This is a genomic window from Ornithinimicrobium sp. (genome assembly GCF_051004135.1).
Lineage (GTDB): Bacteria > Actinomycetota > Actinomycetes > Actinomycetales > Dermatophilaceae > Ornithinicoccus.
Map to the genome: position 1 here is coordinate 14,546 of NZ_JBPCKQ010000206.1, position 26,238 is coordinate 40,783.

Genomic DNA, 26,238 nt, shown 5'->3' on the forward strand with positions numbered 1-26,238 from the left:
TCGCCGTCACACCTGCGGCGTCTGCTCGATCCGCGCCAGGTCGGCTGCCCCGATCAGACCGGCGCTCGGCCCGAGGTATGCCGCACGCACCGGGGCCACGGGGCGGTGCCCCCGGCCGGTGAGGTGGCGGGCCAGGGTCTGCCGCGCCGGCCCGAGGACCAGGTCGTCGGCGGCGCTGACCCCGCCGCCGACGACGACGCAGCCTGGATCGAGCGCCGCCACCAGGTTGGCCAGCCCGAGCCCGAGCCACCGGCCGACCTCGGCGAGCACCTCCTGCGCGGCGGCGTCCCCGGCGTGCGCGGCGGCGGTCACGGCGGGGCCGTCCAGGTCCTCCGGCAGGCCCCCGCACCGACGGGCCAGCTCCGCTGCATACGGGCCCCCCGCGCGGACCAGCTCGCGCGCCTCGCGCAGCACCACGGATCCGCTGGCGTACTGCTCCCAGCAGCCCCGGTTGCCGCACTCGCAGCGCCGGCCCTCCGGCACCATGACCATGTGCCCGAACTCGCCGCACAGGCCGTGCCGACCGCGCTCGACCCGGCCGTCGAGCACCAGTCCACCCCCGATCCCGGTGCCGAGGGTGACCAGCAGCAGCCGGGACTCCCCCTGTCCGGCCCCGAAGCGGTGCTCGGCCCACGCAGCAGCGTTGGCGTCGTTCTCGATGGTGACCGGCAGGCTCAGCCGCCGGCTGAGTCGGTCGCGCAGCGGCTCGTCCCGCCAGGACAGGTGTGGCGCGAAGAGCACGGTGCGCCGATCTGCGGAGACGAACCCGGCGGCCCCCACGCCGACCCCGACCACCTGATCCGGGGTTAGCCGGGCGTCGAGGAGCACCTCGCGCACCGCCGAGACGATGACGTCCTCCACGACCTCCGGCCGGGTGCTGCGGCCCGGTGTGGCACGGTGCACCTGGGCCAGCACCCGGCCGCTCTCCTCGACGGCACCGGCCCACACCGTGGTCCCGCCGATGTCCACACCGACCGCCGGTGGGGCGCCGGCGGCACGGCTCACCCCGAGGCTTCCAGTCGGCGTGCACCGCCCAGGTCGGCGGCCCCGATCATGCCCGCGTCGTTGCCCAGCTGTGCCACGACGATGTCGGCGACCCGGCGGTGCCCGCGCCCGGTCAGCTGACGGGCGAAGGCCGCCCGTGCAGGCTCCAGGACGAGATCTCCGGCGGCACTGACTCCGCCCCCGATCACGATCATCTGCGGGTCGAGGATGGCGACCAGGCTGGCCACACCCTCACCGACCCAGCGACCGAGGTCCTCGAGCAGCTCTCGCGCGGCCGGGTCGCCCTCTTGTGCCACCTCGGTGACCATGCCGCCCGTGAGCGCGCTCGGGTCCCCACCGCAGCGGGCGGCCAGCTCGGCCACGTGCGGGCTGCCCCCGCCGACCATCTCGCGGGCCTCCCGCACGAGCGCGGACCCACTGGCGTACTTCTCCCAACACCCCCGGTTGCCGCACCCGCAGCGGTGGCCGCCCGGGACCACCCGCATGTGCCCGATCTCGGCAGCCATGCCGTGCGTGCCGCGCAGCACCGCGTGGTTGCTGACGACTCCACCGCCTACCCCCGTGCCCAGGGTGACCATCACCATGTCGGCGACGTCCCGCGCGGCTCCGAAGCGGAACTCACCCCACGCCGCGGCGTTGGCGTCGTTCTCCAGCACCACGAACAGCCCGGTCTGCTCGACGATGCGCTCGGCGAGCGGCTCGTCCCGCCAGGCCAGGTTGGGTGAGAAGCGCACCACCGCACCCTCGGCGTCGATGAAGCCGGCGCAGGCGACACCGACGGCCTGCACCTCCTCCGGCCGGTGCCGCTCGCGCAGCTCCTCGACGACCTCGACGATGGCCGCGGAGATGGCGGCCGCGTCCTGGGCCGGCGTCTCGCGCCGGGCCCGGTGCCGGATCGCGCCGTGTTCGTCCACGGTGCTGGCGGCGATCTTCGTGCCGCCGACGTCGACCCCGATGCTGATGCTCACGACGTCCCTCCGTTGGTGGTCATCGGCTGCAGCTGCAGCACCCGACGGTGCAGCGAGTCCAGCGCTGAGGTGATGATCAGCTGCTCGGTCTTGCCGCGCAGGGTGCCCAGCATTGGCACGACCGGCTGCACGCTGAGTCGGTGGGTCACCATCGTCCCCGTCGGCTCCGGGGTCAGCACGTAGCCGCCGCGCAGGGCCTTCAGGGTGCGCCCCTGGACCATCTCCCAGCAGACCGTGCCGCTGCCGCTCAGGTCGAGCTGCCAGTCGTAGTCCAGGACGTAGCGGTCCCGGATGATGCCCGCGGTCAGGTCGAAGCGCACCCGGTCCGGCCACCCGTCACCCTCGGTCGAGAGCACCTGGGCCTCGCGAACCCCGTCGGCCCACTGCGGGTAGGCCGCGAAGTCGGCGATGACCTCCACGACCCGGGGCGCCGGGGCCGGGATGTGGATGCTGGACTCGCTGCGCTGGGCCATGGGCCAGAGCGTATCGGTGACCGACGCCGGAGTGCTGCCCACGCGCGGATCTCGCCGGCCACAGCCGGTTAGGATGCGCTGACGCCGCATACCAGGATCCAGGAGGCAACTCGTGCAGGACATCGTCGTCCCTCCGTTGGTCCCCGTCGCGACCACGGGCAACCTTTCGGACCTTCCCCACGGATGGGCGCAGCGCGACCCGGGGCGGGTGCTGATCCGGGTCACGGAGGGAGAGTCCTGGCGCGACGTCAGCGCCGCCGAGTTCAGCGGTCAGGTCAACGCACTGGCCAAGGGCTTTTTCGCGGCCGGGGTGCAGGTCGGAGACCGGGTCGGGATCATGAGCCGGACCCGTTATGAGTGGACCTTGGTCGACTTCGCCCTGTGGACCGCCGGCGCGGTGCCGGTCCCGGTCTACGAGACGTCGTCGGCAGACCAGCTGGCCTGGATCTGCTCCGACTCGGCAGCCGTCGCGCTCATCGTCGAGAGCGCCGCGCACGCCGCCAAGCTGAGCGAGGTGCGCGACCAGGTGCCCAGCCTGCGCGACGTGTGGCAGATCGATTCCGGCGCCCTCGACGAGGTGGGCGCGGCCGGCGCCGAGGTCTCCGACGACGACCTGCAGGCCCGCCGCGCCGAGGTGGACCGGGGCGGTCTGGCCACGATCATCTACACCTCGGGCACCACGGGCCGGCCCAAGGGCTGTGAGCTCACCCACGACAACTTCATGGCCCTGGCCGAAAACACGACGCAGCGCCTCGCCGAGGTCGTCAGCGCCCCCGGCGCAAGCACGCTGCTCTTCCTGCCGCTGGCGCACGTCTTCGCCCGCTTCGTGGCGGTGCTGACCCTGCACAGCGGGGCGGCGCTGGGTCACACCGCCGACCCCAAGCAGCTGCTGGAGGATCTCGGGACCTTCCAGCCGACGTTCCTGCTGGCCGTGCCCCGGGTGTTCGAGAAGATCTACAACTCCTCCGAGCAGAAGGCCGAGGCCGCCGGTCGAGGCCGGGTGTTCCGCTGGGCGGCCCGGGTGGCAAGCGACTGGAGCAAGGCCCAGGACGCCGGGTCACCGGGTGTGCGGTTGCGGGTCCAGCACCGCGTGGCCGACCGGCTCGTCTACGGCAAGCTGCGCGCCGCCATGGGCGGCCGGCTGCAGTATGCCGTGTCCGGAGGGGCTGCCCTGGGCGAGCGCCTGGGTCACTTCTTCCGCGGCGTCGGGCTCGTGGTGCTCGAGGGCTACGGGCTGACCGAGACCACCGCTCCGAGCAACGTCAACACCCCGGACCTGATCAAGATCGGCACGGTCGGGCGTCCACTGCCCGGGGTCGGGGTGCGGATCTCCTCCGACGGCGAGATCCTGATCAAGGGCAACAACGTCTTCCGCGGCTACCACGACAACCCGGAGGCCACGGCCGAAGCGATCCGGGACGGGTGGTTCCACACCGGCGACCTCGGCGAGATCGACGACGACGGGTTCCTCAAGGTCACCGGCCGCACCAAGGAGTTGCTGGTCACCGCAGCGGGCAAGAATGTCTCTCCGGCCGTCTTGGAGGACCGGTTGCGCGGTCATCCGCTGATCTCGCAGTGCATGGTGGTCGGTGACGGCCGCTCCTACATCGCCGCGCTGATCACGCTCGACGAGGAGATGCTGCCGCCCTGGGCGGCCAACCACGACCTCGAGGGCCTGACGATGGAGCAGGCCCCGACGCACGAGGCCGTCATCGCCGAGGTGCAGGAAGCGGTCGACCACGCCAACACGGCGGTCAGCCGGGCCGAGTCCATCCGCCGGTTCGAGATTCTTGAAGGCGACTTCACCGAGGCCAACGGCTACCTCACGCCTTCGCTCAAGCTGTGCCGTGGTCGGGTCCTGCACGACATGGCCGACCGGGTGGACGCCCTCTACTCGGACTGACCGGCCCCACCGCCCGACCCCGACCTCGCGCGATCACGAACTCGGCCGATCGGCTTGCGACCGCGTTGATCCGCAACCTGAAGACGATGCAGGCCGTGCGGCAGTCGATGCCCCGGCCCCACCCGGCGGTCGACCCCCTGTCCTATCCGGTGCTGTTCACCCTGTGTGGCGGACCGTCCCGCGTGGGAGACCTGGCCGCCGACCTGCACAGCGACATCTCCACGGTGAGCCGGCAGGCCAGCAGCCTGGCCGCCCATGGCCTGGTCGACAAGGGCGCCGATCCTGACGACGGACGGGCCCAGCTGCTGCGCCTCTCACCCGCGGGACAGGAGCTGCTGGACCGGGTCCGGGTCGAGCGGGCCCGGATGTTCGCCGAGCTGCTGCACGACTGGGACGACGACGACGTCGCCCGCTTCACCACATACCTGGACCGGCTGAGTGACGCCCTGCGCGATCGCCACCTGTCCCCCCTGACCTCGGAGGAGTCTTCGTGACCGCTTCTGCCCCCCGCGCCGGCGAGCCCGGCGCGGGGCTGGAGCACCGTGAGATCGTCACGATCCTGGTCGGGCTGATGATGGGCATGTTCCTGGCTGCCCTGGACCAGACGGTCGTCGCCACGGCCATCCGCACCATCGCCGACGACCTGCAGGGTCTGGAGCACCAGGCGTGGGCCACGACGGCCTACCTGATCACCGCGACGATCTCCACCCCGCTCTACGGCAAGCTGTCCGACATCTACGGACGCAAGCTGTTCTTCAGTACCGCGATCACCATCTTCCTCATCGGGTCGGCCCTGTGCTCGTTCGCCGGGAGCATGGAGCAGCTGGCCGTCTTCCGCGCGGTGCAGGGTCTGGGGGCCGGCGGTCTGTTCTCCCTCGCGCTGGCCATCATCGGCGACATCGTGCCGCCCCGGGAGCGCGCGAAATACCAGGGCTACTTCCTGGCGGTCTTCGGCACCTCGAGTGTGATCGGACCCGTCATCGGCGGCTTCTTCGCCGGAGCTGACTCGTTCCTCGGCCTGTCCGGCTGGCGCTGGGTATTCCTGGTCAACGTCCCCATCGGTCTCGCGGCCTTCGCCGTGGTGCAGCGTACCCTGACCATGCGGCACACCCGGCTGGATCACCGCATCGACTGGTGGGGGGCGCTGAGCCTGAGCACCGGACTCGTGCCGCTGCTGCTCGTCGCCGAGCAGGGCCGGGACTGGGGCTGGGGCTCGACCGCGGCCATCGTCTGCTACGCCATCGGCGTCGTCTCGCTCACCGCGTTCTTCCTCATCGAGCGGCGGATGGGCCGGGAGGCGCTGCTGCCGCTGACCCTCTTCGCCAACCGCACCGTGCGAGTCGCCTCCATCGCCTCTGTGCTGCTGGGCATGTCGATGTTCGGTGGCCTGGCCGCTCTGCCGCTCTATCTGCAGATCGTCAAGGGCGCCAGCCCGACGCAGGCCGGCCTCATGCTGCTGCCGATGACCCTGGGCATCATGACCGGCTCGATCGTCTCCGGCCAGGCCATCTCACGGACCGGTCGCTACCGGATCTTCCCGATCATCGGCTCCGCGCTGCTGGCCCTGGCCCTGTTGGCACTGCACTTCGTCGGTGCCGACACCCCGCTGTGGGTCACCATGACCATGATGCTGTTCTTCGGGCTGGGTCTGGGCGGCAACATGCAGCCGCTCACCCTGGCCGTCCAGAACGCCGTGCCGGCCCAGATGATCGGCGGATCAGCGACTCCGTGCAGCGGCTGGCGCCCACGCAGGACTTCCAGCAGGCCCTCGCCGACCCGGCCAACACCGCCGTCGCCGAGCAGCTGCGCGCCAGTGCCACCAGTGCCACCAGCGGAGCCGACGCGACCTCGACCTTCGGCGCAGTGCTGCAGGACTCCTCGTTCCTGTCCACCCTCGACCCACGCCTGGCCCGCCCGTTCCTGGTCGGCTTCTCCGAGGCGATGGACGTCGTCTTCCTGGTGGGAGCCGTCGTCGCCGCCGTGTGCTTCCTGGTCCTGCTGGCGCTGCCGGAGGTGCCCCTGCGCTCCGGATCGGCCTACGCCGAGCGGGCGGCGGCGGACGCCGCGGCGGCGGAGTAAACCCGCAAGCTTGGCGCGAGAAGCCCTAGCCCACGCGCGACCACGCTCCCCCGGCCGCCACCCGGGCGGTGGACCAGGCAGCGTCGAGGGTGTTGACCATCCCGGCCCGCACGAACACGTCGACCGCCTCCCACTCGGCGTCGTCGAGCTCGTCCTCCTCGTCGTCCGCGGCAGCCCTGGTCCCGCGAGGCAGCCCCGGCGGAGCTCCACGGTGTCGTGGCGGCGACCCGGGCGGACCCGCCTGCGGGTCGGCGAGCCACTGCTGGGCCACCACGGGCACCATGCAGCCGGCACAGTGCGTGCCCCGGACCGGGCAGCTCTGACAATCGATGATCATCCGATCTCACCTCCTGAAGTGATGTGCTGTGCACGCTAGAGGCGGGCACCGACATACCCGCGGCGATCCACGACATACCGGCGGCGCAGCCCGGGTCTGTCGGGGCCGGCGCCTACGGTCAGCACCATGACGACCACCACCGGAGCGCGAGGCACCGGCGCCACGCTCGGCGCAGTGCAGCGCACTTTCGACGACCTGGGCACGCCACTGGCCGAGGTGACCTTCGTCGTGGTCGACCTGGAGACCACGGGCGGCTCGGCGCAGAGCGCTCAGATCACCGAGATCGGCGCGGTCAAGGTGCGCGCCGGAGCGGTGCTCGGCGAGCTGCAGACCCTGGTGCGCCCCAGCACCCCGATCCCTGCGTTCATCACGCTGCTCACCGGGATCACCAACAGCATGGTCGCCGACGCCCCGTCCATCCAGGTGGCGCTGCCCGCCTTCCTGGAGTTCGCCCAGGGCTCGGTCCTGGTCGCCCACAACGCAGGGTTCGACGTCTCCTTCCTCAAGGCGGCGGTCACCGCGACCGGGCATCCCTGGCCCGGATTCGCGGTCGTTGACACCGTCCGGCTGGCCCGCCAGCTGGTGCACCGGGACGAGACCCCCGACCACAAGCTGGCCAGTCTCGCCCGGCTGTTCGGCGCCGGGACGACACCCGATCACCGCGCACTGCACGACGCCCGCGCCACCGTCGACGTGCTGCACGGCCTGATCGCCCGAGTCGGCAACCTGGGGGTGCACACCCTGGAGGAGCTGAGCAGCTTCTCCAGCCGGGTCAGCGCGGCCACCCGGCGCAAGCGGTTCCTCGCCGACGCGATGCCCTCGGCGCCGGGGGTCTACGTCTTCAAGGACGGGCGGGGGCAGCCGCTCTACGTCGGCACCGCCACCGACCTGCGCCGACGCACCCGCACCTACTTCACGGCCTCCGAGAGCCGACGCCGGATGGGCGAGATGGTCGGACTGGCCGAGTCCATCACCCCCATCGTCTGCCAGACCCCCCTGGAGGCGCAGGTGCGCGAGCTGCGGCTGATCGCCGAACACAAGCCGCGCTACAACGCCCGGTCCCGGCATCCGGAGAAGGTCGTGTGGGTCAAGCTGACCGCCGAGGCATTCCCCCGGCTGTCGGTGGTCCGCCAGGTCCGTGCCGAGGGGGCGACGTATGCCGGGCCCTTCCGCAGTCGTGCCGCCGCTACCGAGGCGATGGCCGCGGTGCACGAGGTCATCCCGTTGCGGCAGTGCACCTCGCGGCTGCGCCCCGCCGACGGAGCCGGTGCCTGTGTGCTCGCCGAGCTGGGTCGGTGCGGCGCGCCGTGCACGGGCGAGCAGAGCGAGGCGGAGTATGCCGAGGTGGCCGGGCGGGCCCGGGCGGCGCTGGCCGGGGACGGTCGGCCGGCGCTCGCCGCGCTGCAGCACCGGTTGAGCGGCTTGGCCGGCGCGGAGCGGTTCGAGGAGGCACAGACCCTGCGCGACCGGATGCTCGCCCTGGTCCGGGCCAGCGCCCGGGCACAACGCATCGCCCCGCTCGCGCTGGCCCCCGAGATCGTCGCGGCGCGTCGCCAGGAGGCCGGTGGGTGGGAGGTCGTCAGCGTCCGGCACGGCCGGCTGGCCGGGACCACCCTCAGCCCGCCGGGTGCCGACCCGATGCCGTTCATCGAGGCGATGCGGGCCTGCGCCGAGGTGGTGGCCCGACCGACCGCCCCCGCTCCCTCGGCGCACCCGGAGGAGACCGAGGTGATCCTGCGCTGGCTGGAGACACCCGGCACCCGACTGGTCGACGTCGACGGCGCTTGGACCTGCCCCGTGGGGGGTGCCGGCGCTGCCCGTGGCGACCTGGAGCCGCGGGCCCGGCGCTGGGGTAATGTGGATAGGGTGGTCCGGTGATTGCAGCCATCGTCTTGATCAAGGCCGAAGTGGCCCGCATCCCCGAGGCGGCCCAGGAGATCGCCGCCATCGAGGGCATCACCGAGGTCTACTCGGTCACCGGCGAGGTCGACCTGATCGCCGTGGCGCGGGTGAGTTCGCACGAGCAGTTCCACGACGTCATCGCCGACCGCCTCAACAAGGTGGCCGGGGTGCTGGAGACCAACACCCACATCGCCTTTCGCACCTACTCCAGCCAGGATCTGCAGGCCGGCTACGCGCTCGGTCTCGACGACGAGTAGGGGTCTGTGCGGTCAGGGCGTGACCGCGGTCTGCGTGGCCTCGACCCACGCGGCCAGCTTGTCGCGGGCGGCGCCGGAGTCGATGGCGCTGGCCGCCTGAGCAGCGCCGGCCTCGACCCGCTCGTGCAGTTCCTGCGCGCTCCTCGGTGGCGCGAGCGCGCTGTCGGCCTCACCGTCGGCGACCACCGCGAGCGCCAGACCGGCGTTGAGCAGGACGGCGTCGCGCACCGCTCCGCCTGCGCCGGCAAAGATGTCGCGAGCCACCGCAGCGTTGAAGTCGGCATCAGCGCCCACCAGGTCGGCCACCGCATGCGGTCCCAGCCCGAGCCGCACAGGGTCCAACGTGAGCTCGGTCACGCCGCCGTCGGCCACCCACCAGATCGTCGACGTGGTCGCCGGCGTCACCTCGTCGAGCCCGTCGTCGCCGCGGAAGATCGCCGCGCGGCCCCCTCGCTCCGCGAACACCCCCGCGAGCAGTGGCGCCATCCGGGCGTCGGCCACCCCGACCGCGGCATACGACGGTTGGGCGGGGTTGGTCAGCGGCCCGAGGAAGTTGAACGCCGTCGGAATCCCCAGGTCGCGGCGCACCGGCGCGGCGTGCCGCATCGAGGGGTGGAACGCCTGGGCGAAGCAGAACGTGATGCCGACCCGGGTGCCCACCGAGGCCACCTGCTCGGGGGTCAGGTCGAGCCGGACTCCCAGCGTCTCGAGCAGGTCGGCGGCCCCCGATCGGGACGAGGCGGCGCGGTTGCCGTGCTTGACCACCGGGACCCCCGCGGCCGCGGCCACCACACAGGACATCGTCGAGATGTTGACCGTGTGCGCCCGGTCGCCGCCGGTGCCGACGATGTCGAGCGCAGAGCCACTCACCTCGAAGCGGTGGGCGTGCGCCAGCATCTCGTCGGCCAGCCCGCGCATCTCCTCGACGGTCTCCCCCTTGGCACGCAGCGCCGTCAGGAAGGCGGCCAGCTGAGCAGGCTCCGCCTCGCCGCTCATCACCTGGTCCATGGCCCAGGCGACATCCGGCGCGCTGAGGTCCTGCCCACCCAGCAGGCGGGTCAGCAGCTCGGGCCAGGACATGGCGGAAGCGGTCGAGGGCACCACGGTGTCAGGGCGCGACGTCACCGGGCGAGGCGAGCGACCGCGGCAGCGAGCGCGGCCGGATCCAGCGGGTGCGCCACCGCCCCGTCGGCCTGCGACCAGGCGGCCAGCCAACCGTCGCCGGGACGGCCGGTGAGCACGAGCACGGGCGGACAGTCGTAGAACTCGTTCTTGAGCTGTCGGCACAGCCCGAGACCGCCGTAGGGCTGCGCCTCGCCGTCCAGGATCAACAGGTCGTAGGACCCGTCCTGCAGCGCCAGCTCGACCCCGGGCGCGGTCGCGCACTCGAACCACTCCTGAACCCGCACCTGGGGCGCCGGCGCGGACCCCACACCCAGGCGCACAGCATCGCGGGTCGAGGAGTCGTCGCTGAAGAGCAGGATGCTGATCCGGCGCACGCCGGCATCGGCGTCGGTCGCGGTCGAGGCGGTCATGCACCGATGCTACCCATCCGGGGGGGTCGGACGGCATACCTGCTGCTGAGGCGCTTGGCGTCGACGGAGGGTCGGTTGCCCACGACGAAGGGTCGTGGGTCATACTGGATCTCGTGGCGACCTCTACCTCCATGACGACCGGTTCGGCGCCGGCGGCCTCGGCCGGCCCGCACGGGCCGGCCACCCGGCCCGACATGGTCGCAGTCGGCACCATCGTATGGCTGGCCAGCGAGATCATGTTCTTCGCCGGGCTGTTCGCGATGTACTTCACCATCCGTTCGGTCTCCCCGGACCTGTGGTCCGAACGGGCCAGCGAGCTCAATGTCCCGTTCGCGTTGATCAACACCACCATCCTGGTCATCTCCTCGCTGTGGTGTCAGCTGGGGGTCTTCGCCGCCGAGCGCGGTCAGCCCAGCCGCACCGGCGGGATCATGGAGATCGGCAAGTGGGGGATGCGTGAGTGGTACGTCCTGACCTACCTCTTCGGCGCCGTCTTCGTGGCCGGCCAGGCACTGGAGTATGCCGAGCTGGTGCATGCGGGCCTGACCCTGCAGGCGGACCCCTACGGCTCGGTCTTCTACCTGACCACCGGGTTCCACGCGATGCACGTCACCGGCGGGTTGATCGCCTTCTTGCTGATCATCGGGCGCAGCTTCACGGCCAAGCGCTACACGCACGCCCAGGCCACCAGCGCGGTCGTCACCTCCTACTACTGGCACTTCGTCGACGTGGTGTGGGTGGCACTGTTCCTGACCATCTACGTCATCAAATGACCGGTATGCCGACCGCCCCGCCCCGTGAGATCACTGACCTGACCGACACCGACGGAAGGAACGGCGCGTGAGACACCTGGCCGCTCGACGCCGCAGTCCGCTCGCGCTCCTCGTCGTGCTCCTGCTGGGCCTGGCGATGACCGGCACGGCCTACGCCGCGCTGCAGCCCAAGGCCGAGCCGGGCACCTCCGTCGCCACGGCCTCGACCGACGAGATCGCGGCCGGTCGTCAGCTGTTCCTGGCCAACTGTGCCTTCTGCCACGGCACCAACGCCCAGGGTGCCGCGCCGGAGGCGCCGGAGGCGCAGGCCGGTCCTTCCCTGGTCGGTGTCGGCGCCGCAGCGGTCGACTTCCAGGTCGCCACCGGTCGGATGCCGCTGGCCGCACCCGGGGTGCAGGCACCGGCCAACCGCGACTCGGTGCTGCTCTCTCAGGAGGAGATCACCGCGCTCGCGGCCTACGTCGACAGCCTCGGCCCCGGTCCCGACGTCCCCGCTCAGGAGTGGATCGACCTCGAGGGAGCCGACATCGCCAACGGCGGCGCCCTGTTCCGCACCAACTGCGCCATGTGCCACAGCTCCTCGGGGGCCGGTGGCGCGCTGACCCGCGGCAAGTACGCGCCGGGCCTGATGAACGTGGAGCCGCAGCACATCTACGAGGCCATGGTGACCGGGCCGCAGTCCATGCCGGTGTTCAACGACGCGAACCTCAGCCCGGAGGACAAGGAGGATGTCATCGCCTTCGTCAAGGACATCGAGAACGGCGGCAACTCCTACGGCGGTCATGCCCTGGGTGCCTTGGGGCCGGCCGGTGACGCGATGTTCATCTGGACCTTCGGCATCGCCCTGCTGATCGCCTCGGCGGTCTGGCTCGGACGGAAGGCACGCTGATGGCCGACATCACGCCGCACCAGGGTGGCGACGACCGCCCGGCGACCCGGTCCAGCTCCCTGCCGGAGCGCTTCGACAACCCCGGTCTGCCGCCGCACGTGCCGCGTCGCGCCGACGTCGACACCAAGGCCGCCAAGCGCGCGGAGCGCCAGGTCTTCGCCATGTTCGCGCTCTCGATCCTCGGGACGCTCGGCTTCATCGTGGCCTACTTCCTGATCCCGATGGAGGCACGGGGCACCGTGCTCGGCATCGGGGAGATGAACCTCTACCACCTGGCTCTCGGCATGACCCTGGCGATCTCCCTCAGCGGCATCGGCTTCGGCGCGGTGCACTGGGCCAAGACCCTGATGCCCGATGAGGAGATCATCGAGCATCGGCACCCGCAGGCCTCCTCGCAGGAGAACCGGGACGGCGCCGCTGCCATCCTCCGGTCGGGGTGGGAGGAATCCCAGCTCAACCGCCGGCCGCTGCTGCTGACCAGTGCAGCGGGTGCCTTGGGCCTGTTCGCCATCCCCCTGGTCCTGCAGGTCGCCGGGAGCCTCGGCCCGGCCCCGGGCCGCGCGCTCTACGACACCAACTGGCAGAAGGGGCTGCGGTTGATGATCGACCCGAGCGCGACCCCGATCCTGGCCTCGGACGTGACCCAGGGCTCGGTCTTCCACGTCATGCCCGAAGGCTTCGTCGGTCACGACGCGGAGGAGAGCCTCTCCGCGGAGGAGCTGATGGTGGCCAAGACCGAGGACCAGGTCATCCTGGTGCGGCTCGACCCCCAGCTGATCGAGAGCGAGAAGCAGCGCTCCTGGGGAGTCGACGGCATCGTGGCCTACTCCAAGGTCTGCACCCACGTCGGGTGCCCCGTGGCGCTCTACGAACAACAGACCCATCACCTGCTGTGCCCGTGTCACCAGTCGACCTTCGACATGACCCGGGACTGCAAGGCGATCTTCGGGCCCGCGAGGCGGCCTCTACCGCAGTTACCGATCAGCATCGATGACGAGGGCTACCTGGTCGCGGACGACTCGTTCCGTGAGCCGATCGGCCCGAGCTTCTGGGAGCGTGGATGATGACAACGACATCTCGAGTGCCGCAAGGCGCCGACCGGACTCGCCCCGAGCCGACAAGTGGGGGTTCGACCTCGAGCGCCGGCACGGACAAGGCCACGCTGCCACCCCCTGTGATCTGGTCCGACGAGCGGGTGGGCACGGCCAAGGGGATGCGCTTCCTGCTCAAGAAGGTCTTCCCCGACCACTGGTCCTTCCTGCTCGGCGAGATCGCCATGTACTCCATGGTGATCTGTCTGATCACCGGCACGTTCCTGACCTTCTGGTATGTCCCGAGCATGGGCCACGTCACCTACGACGGCTCGTTCGTCCCACTCAAGGGCGTGGGCATGAGCGAGGCCTATGCCACGACGCTGGACATCTCCTTCGACATCAAGGGCGGGCTGCTGATCCGCCAGCTGCACCACTGGGCAGCGCTGCTGTTCGTGGTGGGCATCGCCCTGCACATGGCCCGGGTCTTCTTCACCGGCGCCTTCCGCAAGCCGCGCGAGATCAACTGGCTGATCGGGGCGGTGCTGAGCCTGCTGGCCATCATCGAGGGCTTCGCCGGCTACTCCCTGCCCGACGACCTGCTCTCCGGCACGGGCATCCGGGCGATGGCCGGCTTCATGCAGTCCGCACCGGTCATCGGCACCTGGATGACCTTCGCCGTGTTCGGGGGTCCCTTCCCAGGCGAGATGATCATCCCGCGGCTCTACATCGCGCACGTGCTGATCATCCCGGCCCTGCTGGTCGGGCTGTTCACCGCCCACATCGTGCTCGTGGCCGTGCACAAGCACACCCAGTACCCCGGCCCCGGTCGCACCGACGACAACGTCGTCGGCTTCCCGCTGATGCCGGTCTACATGGCCAAGGCCGGTGGGTTCTTCTTCATCGTCTTCGGCATCACGGCGCTGATCTCGGCACTGGTCTCGATCAACCCGGTCTGGGTCTTCGGGCCTTACGATCCCACCCAGGTCACGGCCGGCTCCCAGCCAGACTTCTACATGTGGTTCTCCGACGGCGCGCTGCGCCTCCTGCCGGGCTTCCTGGAGTTCGAGGTGTTCGGCACCACGTGGAGCTTCAACATCTTCCTGGGCTCGCTGGTGCTCCTGCCGCTGGTCTGGGTCATCATCGGTGCTTACCCGTTCGTAGAGTCCTGGGTGACCGGCGACAAGCGGGAGCACCATCTGCTGGACCGCCCGCGCAACGCCCCGGTGCGCACCGCGATCGGCGCCGCTGCGACGGCCGTGTATCTGGTGCTGGCGATGGCCTGCGTCAACGACATCCTGGCCATCAAGCTCAACCTGTCGATCAACGACCTCACCATCCTGTTCCGGGCCCTGTTCTTCATCGCGCCGTTCATCGTGTTCTTCGTCGTCAAGCGCCTGTGCGTCTCATTGCAGCGGGCTGACCGCGACCTGGTGCTGCACGGCACCGAGACCGGCCGGGTCGTCCGCACCCCCGAGGGTGAGTTCTACGAGGTCCATGAGCCGCTGGATCCCTACACCCGGTGGACCTTGGTGCAGCACGAGGCGCAGGTGCCGATTGCGCTGGACGACGGAGCGGACGTCGACGAGCACGGGGTGCGCCGCCCGCGCCCGCTCGGCCACCGGGCGCGCAGATCCTTGTCCGAGTTCTACTTCCGCGACCAGGTGCAGCCGGTGACGCCGGCCGAGCTCGCTGCAGCGCACTCGCACGGCGAGCACGACGCGCTCGAGCCGAGCGAGAGCACACCGCAGCTGGGTGAGCCCGTCACCGCCGTGCCCGGTGAGCGCGAGCAGCAGCGAGCATCCCTGGGTCAGTCTCGCGACTGACCCAGTCATCGCAGCACCTGCCTCGATGACCGAGGAGGAGTTCGAAGACGCCGTGGCGGACGCGCTCGATGAGGTACCACCTGAGCTGATGGGGCTGGTCGACAACGTCGTGTTCCTCGTGGAGGACGAGCCGGCTCCCGATGAGCCCGAGCTGCTCGGCCTCTACGACGGGGTGCCGTTGACCGAGCGGGATGACTGGGGTGGCGCTCTGCCCGACCGCATCACCCTCTACCGCGGACCGCTGAGCAGGATGTGCGAGTCACGGGAGGAGCTGCTGGAGGAGATCGCGGTGACCGTCGTGCACGAGATCGCCCACCACTTCGGCATCGAGGACGATCGGTTGCACGAGCTGGGCTGGGGCTAACGGGTCAGCAGTCGCCGAACGATGGTGCCGACACCGAGGGCCACCACCGCGACGCCCGCCAGGGCACCCAGCCCGGCCAGCAGGCCCGGGGTCTCGGGTCGCACCGCCAGCAGTTGCTCCGGTCGCGTCATCTGCCCCCCGAGTGTGGCCGCGCCCTGGTCCCGCCTCGACAGGCCCGCGGCCAGCAGCTCGGCCAGATGCACCGCCTCCCGGCCGGCGCTGTCGAGCCCGTGGATCTGGGTGCGGCAGGAGAAGCCGTCGGCCAACACCACGGCCTGCTCATCAGCCCCTCGAACGGCCGGGAGCAGCACCCGCTCGGCACACGCCTCGCTCACCTCACCGTGTCCGGCCGTGAAGCCGAAGTTGCCGGCCAGCCCACAACACCCCGAGCCCAGCCGGTCGACGTCCACTCCCGCAGCCTCGAGCAGCCGCGCGTCGGCGTCCCAGCCCATGACGGCGTGCTGGTGGCAGTGCACCTGGGCCATCGCCTGCACCCGCTCGTCGGCGTCCAGTCGGGGAGGCTCCCACCCGGGGGTGTGCTCGGTCAGCAGCTCGGCCAGCGTCAGCGTCGCCTCCTTGACGCGCTGTGCATCCTCGTCCCCAGCGAACAGGTCACCCGCATCGTGCCGGAACACCGCGGTGCAGCTCGGCTCCAGACCCACCACCCAGCCGCCCGTCTGCACGTGCTCGGCCAGTCGGTCCAGCGTGCGCCGCAGGACCAACTTGGCGGTGCTCAGCTGCCCCGTGGAGATCCAGGTCAGACCACAGCACAAGGGCTCGGTGGGGATGTCGACCCGCCAGCCTGCGTCCTCCAGCACCGCGACCGCGGCCTGACCGACGTGCGGCTCGAACGCGTTGGTGAAGGTATCCGGCCACAACAGCACCGTCCCGCGCTCTCCCGAGCCCCGCGGTCCCCGCCGGGACCACCACCCCTGCAGGCTCTCGCCGGCGAACAGCGGCACCTCCCGGGGCTCCAGGCCCGCGAGCGGCGGCCCGTAGCGGGCCAGCAGCGGAGCATGGCTCAGCGCGTTGACCACACTTGCCGCGCCGGGGATCCGCCCGACGATCTGGGTGACCAGCGGCAGCGCCCCCAGCGCGTAGTCGGCCCGGGGCCGCAGCCGACCCTCGTAGTGGTGCGCCAGGAACTCCGCCTTGTAGGTCGCCATGTCCACATCGGCCGGGCAGTCCGACATACACCCCTTGCAGGCCAGGCACAGGTCCAGAGCCTCCTTGACCTCGGTGGAGCGCCAGCCGTCCTGGACCGGCGTGTCCGGGTGCCCCTGCATCATCTCGAAGAGCAACCGGGCCCGCCCTCGCGTGGAGTGCTGCTCGTCCCGCGTGACCTGGTAGGAGGGGCACATCACCTCCTCGTGCTCGGTGCTCAGCTGGCGACACCGGCCGACGCCGACGCACCGGTTGGCCGCCTGGACGAACGAGCCGTTGTCGTCGGGGAAGCCGAAGAACAGCCGCTGGGGCTCCTTCGGCGACCAGCTGCCACTCAGCCGCAGGTTGCGGTCGAGGGGCCGGGGGTGGACCACCTTGCCCGGGTTCATCCGGTTGTCCGGGTCCAGGATCGCCTTGAGCTCGCCGAAGGCATGCACAATCTCCTCCCCGAACATCCGCTCCAGCAGCTCGCCGCGGGCCTGCCCGTCACCGTGCTCCCCGGACAGCGAGCCGCGGTAGGAGACCACCAGGTCGGCCGCTCGCTCCAGGAAGCGTCGGTAGTCCTGCACCCCGGGGGAGGTGTAAAGGTCGAAGGGGATCCGCGTGTGCACGCACCCCTGGCCGAAGTGGCCGTAGGTCGAGGGCCCCACCTCGCTCGTGAGGTCGAACTCCTCGAACAGCGCCTTGAGGTCGCGTAGGTAGTCCCCGAGCCGCTCCGGCGCGACGGCGGAGTCCTCCCAGCCGGGCCAGGTGTCCGGCTCCCCCTCCATGTGCGCGGTCGCGCCCAGGCCCGACTCGCGGACCGTCCAGATCTTGTCCAGCCGCTCGGGTACGGTGAACACCTTCTGGCTGGGTGCCCATTCGGAGCGCTCCACCGCATCGCACATCGCCTGCGCCGCCCGGTCCGCCTCGCCCTTGTCGGCCGCCGCGAACTGAACCATCAAGAAGCCCTGCCCCTCCGGCAGCATGGCCAGCGCGTCCTGGTTCATCTGCTTGTGACGTTGGGCGGCCAGCAGGTAGCGGTCCAGGCCCTCCAGCGCCACCGGCTCGTGCTCGAGCAGGAGCGGGACAGCGTCGGCCGCGGTGGCCACGTCAGGGTAGCCCAGGATCACCAGGGTGCGGTGCGGCAGGACCGGGATCAGGTCCAGCTCGGCCTGCAGCACGGTGACCAGGGTGCCCTCGCTACCGACCAGTGTCCCGGCCACGTCGAAGTCGTGCTCAGGCAACAAGGAGTCCAGGTTGTAACCGGACACCCGCCGGGGGATCTCCGGGAAGCGCTCACGGATCCGGTCGGCGTAGTCATCGCGGAGCCGCCGCAGCCCTTGGTAGACCTCGGCCTTCCGATCCCCTCCTCGCGCGATCGAGACGTACTCCTCGTCGCTGGTGGGGCCGCACCAGAAGCGGGTGCCGTCATAGAGCAGGACGTCCAGGCCCGGCACGTTGTCGACCACTTTTCCGGTGCGCTGGGCGCTGGCTCCGCAGGCGTTGTTGCCGATCATCCCGCCCAGGGTGCAGTTGGGGTGGGTAGACGGCTCGGGTCCGAAGCGCAGCCCGTGCGGGGCGAGCTGGCGGTTGAGGTCGTCCAGCACGATCCCTGGCTCGACCACACAGCGCCGCGCCTCGGTGTCCACCGAGATCAGCCGGTTGCAGTACTTGGAGAAGTCCAGCACCACTGCGGTGTTGGTGCACTGACCGGCCAGGCTGGTCCCTCCGCCCCGGGACAGCACCGGCAGACCGTACTCACGGCATACCGACACCGTGTCCATCACCGCTTGCTGCGTGCGCGGGATGACCACGCCGATCGGCACCTCTCGGTAGGCCGAGGCATCGGTCGAGTATGCCGCGCGCGAGCCCGCGTCGAAGCGCACCTCCCCGTCCACCCGCTCGCGCAGCGCCCCTTCCAGCCCCTCGGTGTCCGTCCGCGCGCCCGTCTCCTGGGTCGTCGTCATCGTGGCGCTCCCTCGCTGTGTGGCCCGCGCAGGGTGCCGTGTTGCTCGGATGTCCGCCCCGGCGCCTGGTGGTGTGTGCCCTCAGCCCCCAACATAGAAGCCGCTCGGGCACCTGTCGCAGCGAACACAGTCGGTCCTGCGTCGCAGTGCGACCCTGAGGGCCTGATCTGCAGGAGGCTTAGACGGCCTTCTCGCCCCGGAAGTACTCGAAGGTCCACCCGACGGTGGCCAGCGCCACGAGCGGCGCGGAGATGATCACCATCCACCAGCCGATGGCCACCCCGAGGAAGAGCGCCGCACAGGACAGGCCCAGCCACAGCGGCCACCAGGAGTAGGGGCTGAAGAAGCCGTAGTCACCGGCCTGCTCCGCGATCTCGCCGTCCAGCCGATCCTCCGGACGCGGGTCCAGCTTGCGACTGACGAGCCACAGGTAGAACGCGATGAACCCGGACAACGCGGCCACGAGGGTGATCCCGACGATGCCCACCCACTCCTTCCCGCCGGTGAAATAGGTGTAGGCCATCGCCGCCATGATGCAGAAGGGGACAAGAAAGCCGAACAGCCGCGCCTCGCTCTTCATGACTGCGGCTCCCCCGGTCGACCCCGGGAACGGCCGGTGTCGCCACCGTTGACCGTCCCTGTGTGACCGTTGTGGTCGGTATTCGGACCGCCGAGCAGTCGCTCCAAGGTCTGCTTGTCGGGCTCCGCCTTCTCCAGCGTGCCCACCGTGGGGTGGTGCAGGTCGAAGGCAGGGCGCTCGGAGCGGATCCGCGGGATGGTCTCGAAGTTGTGCCGCGGCGGCGGGCAGGACGTCGCCCACTCCAGCGACATGCCGTAGCCCCAGGGGTCGTCGCCCTCTACTTTGGGCGTCCGGAAGGATTGCCACACGTTGTACATGAAGAACAGGGTGGAGATGCCCAGGATGAACGCGAACACCGTGGAAATCTGGTTGAGCAGGGTGAAGTCGTCCTCGGGCAGGTAGTCGGCATACCGCCGCGGCATGCCGTAGACACCCAGCCAGTGCTGGATCAAGAAGGTCCCGTGGAAGCCGATGAACAGCAGCCAGAAGTGGATCTTGCCCAGCGTCTCGTTGAGCATGTGCCCGGTGAGCTTGGGCCACCAGAAGTAGAACCCAGCGAACATCGCGAACACCACCGTGCCGAACACCACGTAGTGGAAGTGTGCCACCACGAAGTAGGAGTCGGACAGGTGGAAGTCCAGCGCCGGGCTGGACAGGATGACGCCGGTCAGTCCACCGAAGAGGAAGGTGACCAGGAAGCCGATCGCCCAGATCATCGGGGTGGCGTAGACGATCGTGCCGCCCCACATCGTGCCGATCCAGTTGAAGAACTTCACCCCGGTCGGCACGGCGATGAGCATGGTCATGATCGCGAAGAACGGCAGCAGCACATCACCGGTGGCGTACATGTGGTGGGCCCAGACGCTGATGGACAGCGCGGCGATGGCGATCGTGGCGAAGACCAGGGTCTTGTAGCCGAACAGTGGCTTGCGGCTGAACACCGGGAGGATCTCGGAGATCAGCCCGAAGAACGGCAGCGCGATGATGTAGACCTCGGGGTGGCCGAAGAACCAGAACAGGTGCTGCCACAGCAGGGCACCGCCGTGGGCCGGGTCGAAGACCTGGGCTCCCAGGATGCGGTCGGCGGCCACCCCGAAGAGAGCGGCGGCCAGCACGGGGAAGACCATGATCACGAGCAGTGAGGTGATCAGCACCGTCCAGGTGAACATCGGCATACGGAACATCGTCATCCCCGGTGCCCGCATGCAGATGATGGTCGTGATGAAGTTGACCGAGCCGAGGATGGTGCCGAAGCCGGCCAGACCCAGCCCCATCACCCACAGGTCGCCGCCCATGCCCGCACTGTGCGCCGGGCCGGCCAGCGGCTGGTAGGCGAACCAGCCGAACGACGCCGCGCCACCGGGAGCCACGAATCCCGCGCCGGCGATGAGGCCGCCGAACAGGTAGAGCCAGTAGGCAAACATGTTGAGCCGCGGGAAGGACACGTCCGGTGCGCCGATCTGCAACGGCATCAGCGCGTTGCCGAACGCCGCGAACAGCGGCGTCGCGAACAGCAGGAGCATGATCGTGCCGTGCATGGTGAACATCTGGTTGTACTGCTCGCCGTTGTCGACGACCTGCAGACCAGGGACGTAGAGCTCGGCCCGGATGATCAGGGCCAGCACCCCACCGATGAGGAACCACACGAAGGAGGTGACGAAGTAGAGGTTGCCGATGATCTTGTGGTCGGTGGTCGTGATGACCTTGACGAACATCGTGCCCAGGCTGGGACTGTGCCGCGGCCTGGGTGTCTGCGGGTCCGGAGGCGCCTCGGTGTCCGGCCGGACGATCGTGGCCATCAGTTGCTCCCCTCCGGCAGCTTGTCGACTTGGTCGGGTTGTAGTGGGTAGAGATTCAGGTCGTTGCCCAGCTGCCCCGTGTTGCCCGACGCCTCGAGGTCGTCGACGAATTGCTGGTACTCCTCCTGCGACACCACATCGACCTCGAACAGCATCTGGGAGTGGTAGGCCCCGCACAGCTCGGCGCACTTGCCCTCGAAGGTCCCCTCCTCGGTGGTCACCACCTGGAACTTGTTGACCCGCCCAGGGATGACATCCAGCTTCTGCAGGAACTGCGGGACCCAGAAGGAGTGGATGACGTCGCGGGCGGTGAGCACGAACTCCACCCGCGTGTCGACGGGGAGCACCATCCGGGGCAGGGTCTCGGGCACACCTGGCTCACCCGCATCCATGTTCTCCGGCCGCTGCCCGGGGACGAAGACGTCCTCGTTGACGTAGTTGAAGTCCCAGGACCACTTCTTGCCGATGACGTTGACCACGACCTCGGGCTCCTCGTCGGTGCTGATCAGGTCGTTCTCCAGCTCGACCGTCTTGCCGAAGAGCACGGCCACCATGAGGACGGGGACGACGGTGTAGAGGATCTCCAACGGCACGTTGTAGCGGATCTGCGGCGGCAGCGGGTCGTCCTCGCCGCGGCGGCGGTAGGCCACCATGCACCACAGGATCAGCCCCCAGACCAGCACGCCGACGGCCAGCGCCGCGATCCAGGTGGCGTTCCAGAAGTCGATGATGGGCTGGCCGTTCTCGGTGACCGGCTCGGGCAGGTAGCCGCGCACTGCTGCGGTCCCACACCCGGAGAGCAGGAGGGCCATGATCACGGCGGTCAACGCCACGGGCAGGCGGCGCGCCGGGCGCCGCCGACTCCGAGCCTGATCAGCACGCGAATGCAAAGCACACCTCTACTGTCGTCACCTAGACCGTCTGCTCAAGCGTACCCCGCGCTACCCCGGCCCGGTGCCGGGTGGGTCAGCCCGTGTCTCGGGGCTCTGGCCAGCGCGAAGGCCCGTCCACCAGCTGCTCCACCAGCGCCAGGTATGCCGTGCGCCGCACCTCTCGCACCCCCATCCGGGCCAGGTGCCCGGTCTGCCACTGCACGTCCACAGCCCAGCCCGTCCCGGCGGAGTGGGTGGACAGGTGCTCCACCAGCCCGACGAGGGCCACCTTCGAGGCGTCCCGGGTGTGGTGAAACATCGACTCCCCGGCGAACAGTCCGCCGATCGCGACGCCGTACAGTCCCCCGACGAGCTGCCCGTCCCGCCAGGTCTCGACCGAGTGGGCCCAGCCGAGCTGGTGCAGCAACCCGTAGGCCCGGCGCAGCGGCGCGGTGATCCAGGCGCCCGGCCGGCTCGCGTCGGCACAGTGCCGCACCACGTCCTCGAAGGCGGTGTCCACCCTGATCTCGCAGTGCCGCTGTGCGCGTTGCAGCGACCGGCTGACGTGCAGGTCGCCGGGCAGCATCACCCCGCGGGGGTCGGGGGACCACCAGCCCATCGGCGCTGCCCCGGCCGACCCCACTCCCATCGGGAACAGCCCGGCGCGGTAGGCGGCCAGCAGGGTCCCCGGCTCCAGGTCGGCGCCGACGCCGACCAGGTCCTCGCCATCGGCTGCACCGACTGCGCTCATCCGCCACACGGTCGGCGGCGGCTGGATCGGCATACCAGCAGCGTCAGCCGTCGCTGCCCAGGTGCGGGGCCACCTCGGCCACCGCGTCGGTGCCGTAGGTCCGCTCGAAGCGGTCCAGGAACGCGTCAGCGCTCATGTCGTACTCCTGTGTTCCCACGGTCTCCAGCACGTAGGAGGCCAGGACGGCGCCGAGCTGGGCGCACCGCTCGTGACCCAGGCCCCAGGCCAGCCCGGACAGGAACCCGGCGCGGAACCCGTCGCCCACGCCGGTCGGGTCGACCGGGTGCACGTCCAGCACCGCGGGGACGTGGATCGGCTCGGCGTCGCTGCCGAGCACGCTGACGCCGTCCTTGCCTCGGGTGATGACCCGGGTGCCCACCCGGCGCATGACCTCCTGCGCGTCCCAGCCGGTGCGGCGCTCGGTGAGCGTGGCCTCGTAGTCGTTGGTGAACAGGTAGGTCGCCCCGTCGACCAGCCGGCGGATCGACTCACCGTCCATGACGTTGAGCTGTTGCGAGGGGTCGGCCGCGAACGGCAGGCCCCGGGTGCGGCACTCGGCGCTGTGCCGCAGCATGGCTTGCGGGTCGTCCGGGCTGATCAATACGAGGTCGAGGCCACCGACGCTGTCCACGATCGGGCCGAGCTCGATCGTGCGGGCCTCGCTCATCGCGCCGGCGTAGAAGGACGCGATCTGGGCCATGTCACGGTCCGTGGTGACGACGAACCGGGCGGTGTGCAGCATCTGCGACACGTGCACGTGCTCACAGCTCACCCCATGCCGCTCCAGCCAGGACCGGTATGCCGCGAAGTCCTCCCCGACGGCGCCGACCAGCAGCGGGTGATGGCCCAGCTGGGCCATCCCGAAGCACACGTTGGGCGCGATGCCGCCCCGGCGGACCTGCAGGTCGTCGACGAGGAAGGACACCGAGATCTTGTCCAGCTCCTCGGGGACCAGCGACTCGGCGAACCGGCCGTCATAGGTCATCAGGTGGTCGGTGGCGATGGATCCGCAGACGGCGAGCTTCATGCGGGGCAACCTACCCGCTGAGTCAGCTGAAGGAGTCCCCGCAGGCACAGGAGCTGCCCGCGTTGGGGTTGTCGATGGTGAAGCCCTGCTTCTCGATCGTGTCGGCGAAGTCGATGGTCGCGCCGTCGAGGTAGGGGGAGCTCATCCGGTCCACGACCACCTCGACCCCGTCGAAGTCGCGCATCAGGTCACCGTCGAGATTGCGCTCGTCGAAGTAGAGCTGGTAGATCAGTCCCGAGCACCCACCAGGCTGCACGCCGATCCGCAGCCGCAGGTCGTCACGGCCCTCCTGTTCCAGCAGACTCCTGACCTTGCCTGCGGCCAGGTCGGTGAGCACGACGCCGTGCCCGGTCTGGGTGTCGGTCTGAGTGTCCTGAACGCTCATCGCTGCTCGATCCTCATCGTCTCGGGGGTGGTGCTGTCGGGGAACGCCCCGCAGCCGAGAACTTGTTCCCGCTGTACCAGCCTACGCCGGGTCCGGAGGTGCTCCTGGTATGTCGGGTGTCGGCGGCGGCGACCAGGTGCGCGCGACCCGTGCGGCCAGGTCGCTCAGGTCCTCCCCCGCGCGGCGGCCGTAGCTGCCGCTGATCCCCAACGACATCCCCTCACGGCGCCCGACCATGACCTCCCCGGCCAGCACCACGGTCGGGACGGCGACCTGCAGAGCGGCGCTCGCCGTCTCGGCGACCACGCCGTCGTGCACGGTCCGCCAGTCGTAGCACCCGGTGGCCGGCACCACCAGTGTGCCGGCCAGCCGGGCCCGCAACCCCGTGTCCTCCAGCAGCAGCCGGGCCCCGGGCTCGGTCCGCGCGCCCAGCAGCTGCACGGCATATCCCACCCCTCCCCCGGCCCCCGCCCCGGGCTCCCGCTCGGGCCGCCGTGGCACCCCCGTGAGCAGGTCCCTCGGGGTCGGCAGCGCGCGCTGGACCCGCTCGGTCAGCTCACCGATCTGCCGCTCCAGCTGCTGGGTGACCGGCGCGGGGAGGCCGTGCTCGCTGCCCAACGCGGCGCTGGCCCCGTGGAAGCCGGTCAGCGGCGCCCCGGTCGCGGTCGCCAGCACCAGGGACACCCCATGCCAGGCCTGCACCACGTCCTGTAGATGGGCGAGGTCATCCCCGGCCCCGAGTGCCTGCAGCAGTCCCAGGCCCCCGTCGTGACAGGCCAGGTCGCCGACGCCCAGCACGATCCGGTCCGGCGCCTGCTCCCGCGCGGCGAGCAGCAGCGCGCCGACGCCGGCACTGCTCAGCCGGTCGGGCTGCGCCAGCCCCGCCGCGTCCACGAGGTGCCGCCCGGCCGCGTGCGAGGCGTCCAGGTATGCGGTGCGCACGGCGCCGTCGCGCACCGCGATCTGTGCGGGGACCTCCGTCCCGCTCGGTCCGTGGACGACCACGGGCACCGTGCTCACCCCGGGCAGGTGGGCGACCGCGTCCAGGAAGCCCGGCCCGCCGTCGGACAACGGGTGCACCTCCACCAGGTCGTGCGGTGCCTGCCGTCGCCACCCCCGCGCCAGAGCCTCACCCGCGCCGGGCGCGCCGAGCTCATCGCCGAACCGGTCGGCCACGATCAGCACGCGCACGCGGCACCGTCCTCGTGCTTCACCGGGTGGTCCACGACCGCGTGCTCACGCGTACTGCATCCGCATGGCGGCACGCACCTGGTCGAGAGTCTGCCGGGCCACCTCGCCGGCGCGCGCGTTGCCCTGGGTGAGGATCTGCTGCAGGTATGCCGGGTCGTCGGCCAGCTCGGTGCGGCGCGCCCGGATGGGGGCGAACTGCTCGTTGACCGCCTCGGTCACGACCCGCTTCAGCGCGCCCCCACCGCCGTCACCGATCTCCGCGGCGACCTCGTGCGGGTCCCGCCCGCTCGCGAGCGCAGCCAGTAGTACGAGGTTGGAGACCTCGGGCCGGCCGGCCGGGTCGTAGGTGATCTGGCGGTCGGAGTCGGTCACCGCCTTCTTGAGCACGGCCGCCGTGGTGTCGGCGTCCATCCCGATCTCGATGGTGTTGTGCCGCGACTTGCTCATCTTGTGCCCGTCGGTGCCGAGCAGGTTGGCGGCTCCGGACAGCAGCGCCTCCGGTGCCCGGAAGACCGGCCGGTCAGACTGCGCCCGGCCGTAGCGCTCGTCGAAGCGCCGGGCCACGACCCGGGCCTGCTCCAGGTGCGGCAGCTGGTCCTTGCCCACCGGCACCAGGTTGGCGTTGCAGAACAGGATGTCGGCCGCCTGGTGCACCGGGTAGGTCAGCAGCAACCCCGACATGGGGCGGCCGCCGGTCGCGTCGGCCTCGGCCTTGACCGTCGGGTTGCGGCGCAGCTCGGCGTCGGTGACCAACGACAGGAAGGGCAGCATCAGCTGGTTGAGCTCGGGGATCGAGGAGTGCGTGAAGATGGTGGTGCGCTCAGGATCGAGCCCGATCGCCAGGTAGTCGGCCATCAGCGAGAGCACGCGCTCGCGGATCGGACCGACGCCGTCCCGGTCGGCGATCACCTGGTAGTCGGCGACCACCAGGAACGTGTCGACGCCGCGGCGCTGCAGGGCGACCCGGTTGGCCAGCGTGCCGAAGTAATGGCCGAGGTGCAGGTTGCCGGTCGGCCGGTCGCCGGTGAGCACCCGGAACCGTGCCGGGTCGGCCGTGATCTCCTGCTCGATCTGCGCCGACCGCGCCACGGTGCGCTGCAACGACGCGTCAGAGGTCGCCTCGGCGAGCGAGTCACCGACGGCGTCGTGCGGGCTCGCCTGGGTGTCTGTGGTCACGC

24 protein-coding genes are annotated in these 26,238 nt (G+C 70.4%); 10 read left to right on the plus strand and 14 right to left on the minus strand.

Going from position 1 to position 26,238, the window contains the following annotated elements; genetic code table 11:
* Positions 1–6 precede the first annotated feature (6 nt).
* Genes ACR2FV_RS14540 through ACR2FV_RS14550 form a run of 3 tightly spaced genes read right to left on the minus strand, consistent with a single transcriptional unit; the run spans position 7 to position 2,446 of the window.
* Positions 7–1,005: an ROK family glucokinase gene (locus tag ACR2FV_RS14540; protein ID WP_434016414.1), complete on the minus strand. Its 999-nt coding sequence runs from the start codon at positions 1,003–1,005 to the stop codon at positions 7–9.
* Positions 1,002–1,973, minus strand: coding sequence for an ROK family glucokinase (locus tag ACR2FV_RS14545; protein WP_434016415.1), 972 nt, complete (start codon positions 1,971–1,973; stop codon positions 1,002–1,004). The genes ACR2FV_RS14540 and ACR2FV_RS14545 overlap by 4 nt, the downstream gene beginning before the upstream one ends.
* Positions 1,970–2,446 carry an SRPBCC family protein gene (locus ACR2FV_RS14550; RefSeq protein WP_434016416.1) on the minus strand — a complete coding sequence of 159 codons (477 nt, stop codon included), beginning with the start codon at positions 2,444–2,446 and terminating at the stop codon, positions 1,970–1,972. Before ACR2FV_RS14550 ends, ACR2FV_RS14545 begins: the two co-directional genes overlap by 4 nt.
* Before the next feature lie 112 nt (positions 2,447–2,558).
* On the opposite strand from ACR2FV_RS14550, the gene ACR2FV_RS14555 reads away from it, so the two are divergent.
* From ACR2FV_RS14555 to ACR2FV_RS14575, 5 genes are all read left to right on the plus strand, one after another.
* The gene (locus ACR2FV_RS14555) at positions 2,559–4,349 is read left to right on the plus strand and encodes an AMP-dependent synthetase/ligase (RefSeq protein WP_434016417.1); all 1,791 of its coding nucleotides are present in this window, start codon (positions 2,559–2,561) and stop codon (positions 4,347–4,349) included.
* Between the two features lie 65 nt (positions 4,350–4,414).
* Complete coding sequence (locus ACR2FV_RS14560) at positions 4,415–4,843, plus strand: MarR family winged helix-turn-helix transcriptional regulator (RefSeq protein WP_434016418.1); 429 nt, start codon at positions 4,415–4,417, stop codon at positions 4,841–4,843.
* Positions 4,840–6,804: an MFS transporter gene (locus ACR2FV_RS14565; RefSeq protein WP_434016419.1), complete on the plus strand. Its 1,965-nt coding sequence runs from the start codon at positions 4,840–4,842 to the stop codon at positions 6,802–6,804. The genes ACR2FV_RS14560 and ACR2FV_RS14565 overlap by 4 nt, the downstream gene beginning before the upstream one ends.
* Before the next feature lie 87 nt (positions 6,805–6,891).
* Positions 6,892–8,643: a DEDD exonuclease domain-containing protein gene (locus ACR2FV_RS14570; protein WP_434016420.1), complete on the plus strand. Its 1,752-nt coding sequence runs from the start codon at positions 6,892–6,894 to the stop codon at positions 8,641–8,643.
* Positions 8,640–8,924 carry an Lrp/AsnC family transcriptional regulator gene (locus ACR2FV_RS14575; RefSeq protein WP_434016421.1) on the plus strand — a complete coding sequence of 95 codons (285 nt, stop codon included), beginning with the start codon at positions 8,640–8,642 and terminating at the stop codon, positions 8,922–8,924. The genes ACR2FV_RS14570 and ACR2FV_RS14575 overlap by 4 nt, the downstream gene beginning before the upstream one ends.
* 12 nt (positions 8,925–8,936) lie before the next feature.
* On the opposite strand, the gene trpD is transcribed toward ACR2FV_RS14575, so the two are convergent.
* Positions 8,937–10,004, minus strand: coding sequence for an anthranilate phosphoribosyltransferase (gene trpD / locus ACR2FV_RS14580; protein WP_434016459.1), 1,068 nt, complete (start codon positions 10,002–10,004; stop codon positions 8,937–8,939).
* A gap of 41 nt (positions 10,005–10,045) precedes the next feature.
* The gene (locus tag ACR2FV_RS14585; protein ID WP_434016422.1) at positions 10,046–10,459 is read right to left on the minus strand and encodes a hypothetical protein; all 414 of its coding nucleotides are present in this window, start codon (positions 10,457–10,459) and stop codon (positions 10,046–10,048) included.
* 131 nt (positions 10,460–10,590) lie between these two features.
* Here ACR2FV_RS14585 and ctaE point away from each other — a divergent pair, with 131 nt between their 5' ends.
* From ctaE to ACR2FV_RS14610, 5 genes are all read left to right on the plus strand, one after another.
* Entirely contained in the window at positions 10,591–11,232 is a 642-nt protein-coding gene (gene ctaE / locus ACR2FV_RS14590) for an aa3-type cytochrome oxidase subunit III (protein ID WP_434016460.1), read from the plus strand.
* A gap of 67 nt (positions 11,233–11,299) precedes the next feature.
* Positions 11,300–12,121: a cytochrome bc1 complex diheme cytochrome c subunit gene (gene qcrC, locus ACR2FV_RS14595; RefSeq protein ID WP_434016423.1), complete on the plus strand. Its 822-nt coding sequence runs from the start codon at positions 11,300–11,302 to the stop codon at positions 12,119–12,121.
* A complete protein-coding gene (gene qcrA, locus ACR2FV_RS14600; protein ID WP_434016424.1) occupies positions 12,121–13,185 on the plus strand; it encodes a cytochrome bc1 complex Rieske iron-sulfur subunit in 1,065 nt (354 codons plus the stop codon). Before qcrC ends, qcrA begins: the two co-directional genes overlap by 1 nt.
* Positions 13,182–14,978, plus strand: coding sequence for a cytochrome bc1 complex cytochrome b subunit (gene qcrB / locus ACR2FV_RS14605; RefSeq protein WP_434016425.1), 1,797 nt, complete (start codon positions 13,182–13,184; stop codon positions 14,976–14,978). Before qcrA ends, qcrB begins: the two co-directional genes overlap by 4 nt.
* Positions 14,979–15,003: 25 nt before the next feature.
* A complete protein-coding gene (locus tag ACR2FV_RS14610) occupies positions 15,004–15,342 on the plus strand; it encodes a metallopeptidase family protein (protein ID WP_434016426.1) in 339 nt (112 codons plus the stop codon).
* Here the strand turns inward: ACR2FV_RS14610 and ACR2FV_RS14615 are convergent.
* The 9 genes from ACR2FV_RS14615 to trpS all read right to left on the minus strand — a co-directional run bounded on the left by ACR2FV_RS14615 (position 15,339) and on the right by trpS (position 26,236).
* Positions 15,339–18,455, minus strand: a complete 3,117-nt coding sequence (locus ACR2FV_RS14615; protein WP_434016427.1) for an FAD-binding and (Fe-S)-binding domain-containing protein — start codon at positions 18,453–18,455, stop codon at positions 15,339–15,341. The two genes, ACR2FV_RS14610 and ACR2FV_RS14615, sit on opposite strands and share 4 nt — an antisense overlap.
* Before the next feature lie 178 nt (positions 18,456–18,633).
* Positions 18,634–19,035 carry a cytochrome c oxidase subunit 4 gene (locus tag ACR2FV_RS14620; RefSeq protein WP_434016428.1) on the minus strand — a complete coding sequence of 134 codons (402 nt, stop codon included), beginning with the start codon at positions 19,033–19,035 and terminating at the stop codon, positions 18,634–18,636.
* Positions 19,032–20,834 (minus strand): aa3-type cytochrome oxidase subunit I, encoded by a 1,803-nt coding sequence (ctaD, locus tag ACR2FV_RS14625; protein WP_434016429.1) that lies wholly within the window; start codon positions 20,832–20,834, stop codon positions 19,032–19,034. The genes ACR2FV_RS14620 and ctaD overlap by 4 nt, the downstream gene beginning before the upstream one ends.
* Positions 20,834–21,667, minus strand: a complete 834-nt coding sequence (ctaC, locus tag ACR2FV_RS14630; RefSeq protein ID WP_434016430.1) for an aa3-type cytochrome oxidase subunit II — start codon at positions 21,665–21,667, stop codon at positions 20,834–20,836. Before ctaC ends, ctaD begins: the two co-directional genes overlap by 1 nt.
* Before the next feature lie 133 nt (positions 21,668–21,800).
* Complete coding sequence (gene aat / locus ACR2FV_RS14635) at positions 21,801–22,490, minus strand: leucyl/phenylalanyl-tRNA--protein transferase (protein ID WP_434016431.1); 690 nt, start codon at positions 22,488–22,490, stop codon at positions 21,801–21,803.
* 10 nt (positions 22,491–22,500) lie between these two features.
* The gene (locus ACR2FV_RS14640) at positions 22,501–23,484 is read right to left on the minus strand and encodes a carbohydrate kinase family protein (RefSeq protein ID WP_434016432.1); all 984 of its coding nucleotides are present in this window, start codon (positions 23,482–23,484) and stop codon (positions 22,501–22,503) included.
* Between the two features lie 22 nt (positions 23,485–23,506).
* Positions 23,507–23,869: a HesB/IscA family protein gene (locus tag ACR2FV_RS14645; protein ID WP_434016433.1), complete on the minus strand. Its 363-nt coding sequence runs from the start codon at positions 23,867–23,869 to the stop codon at positions 23,507–23,509.
* An 81-nt stretch (positions 23,870–23,950) separates the two neighbouring features.
* Positions 23,951–25,060, minus strand: a complete 1,110-nt coding sequence (locus ACR2FV_RS14650; RefSeq protein WP_434016434.1) for a glycerate kinase — start codon at positions 25,058–25,060, stop codon at positions 23,951–23,953.
* Between the two features lie 45 nt (positions 25,061–25,105).
* Positions 25,106–26,236: a tryptophan--tRNA ligase gene (gene trpS / locus ACR2FV_RS14655; RefSeq protein ID WP_434016435.1), complete on the minus strand. Its 1,131-nt coding sequence runs from the start codon at positions 26,234–26,236 to the stop codon at positions 25,106–25,108.
* Between the last annotated feature and the right edge of the window lie 2 nt (positions 26,237–26,238).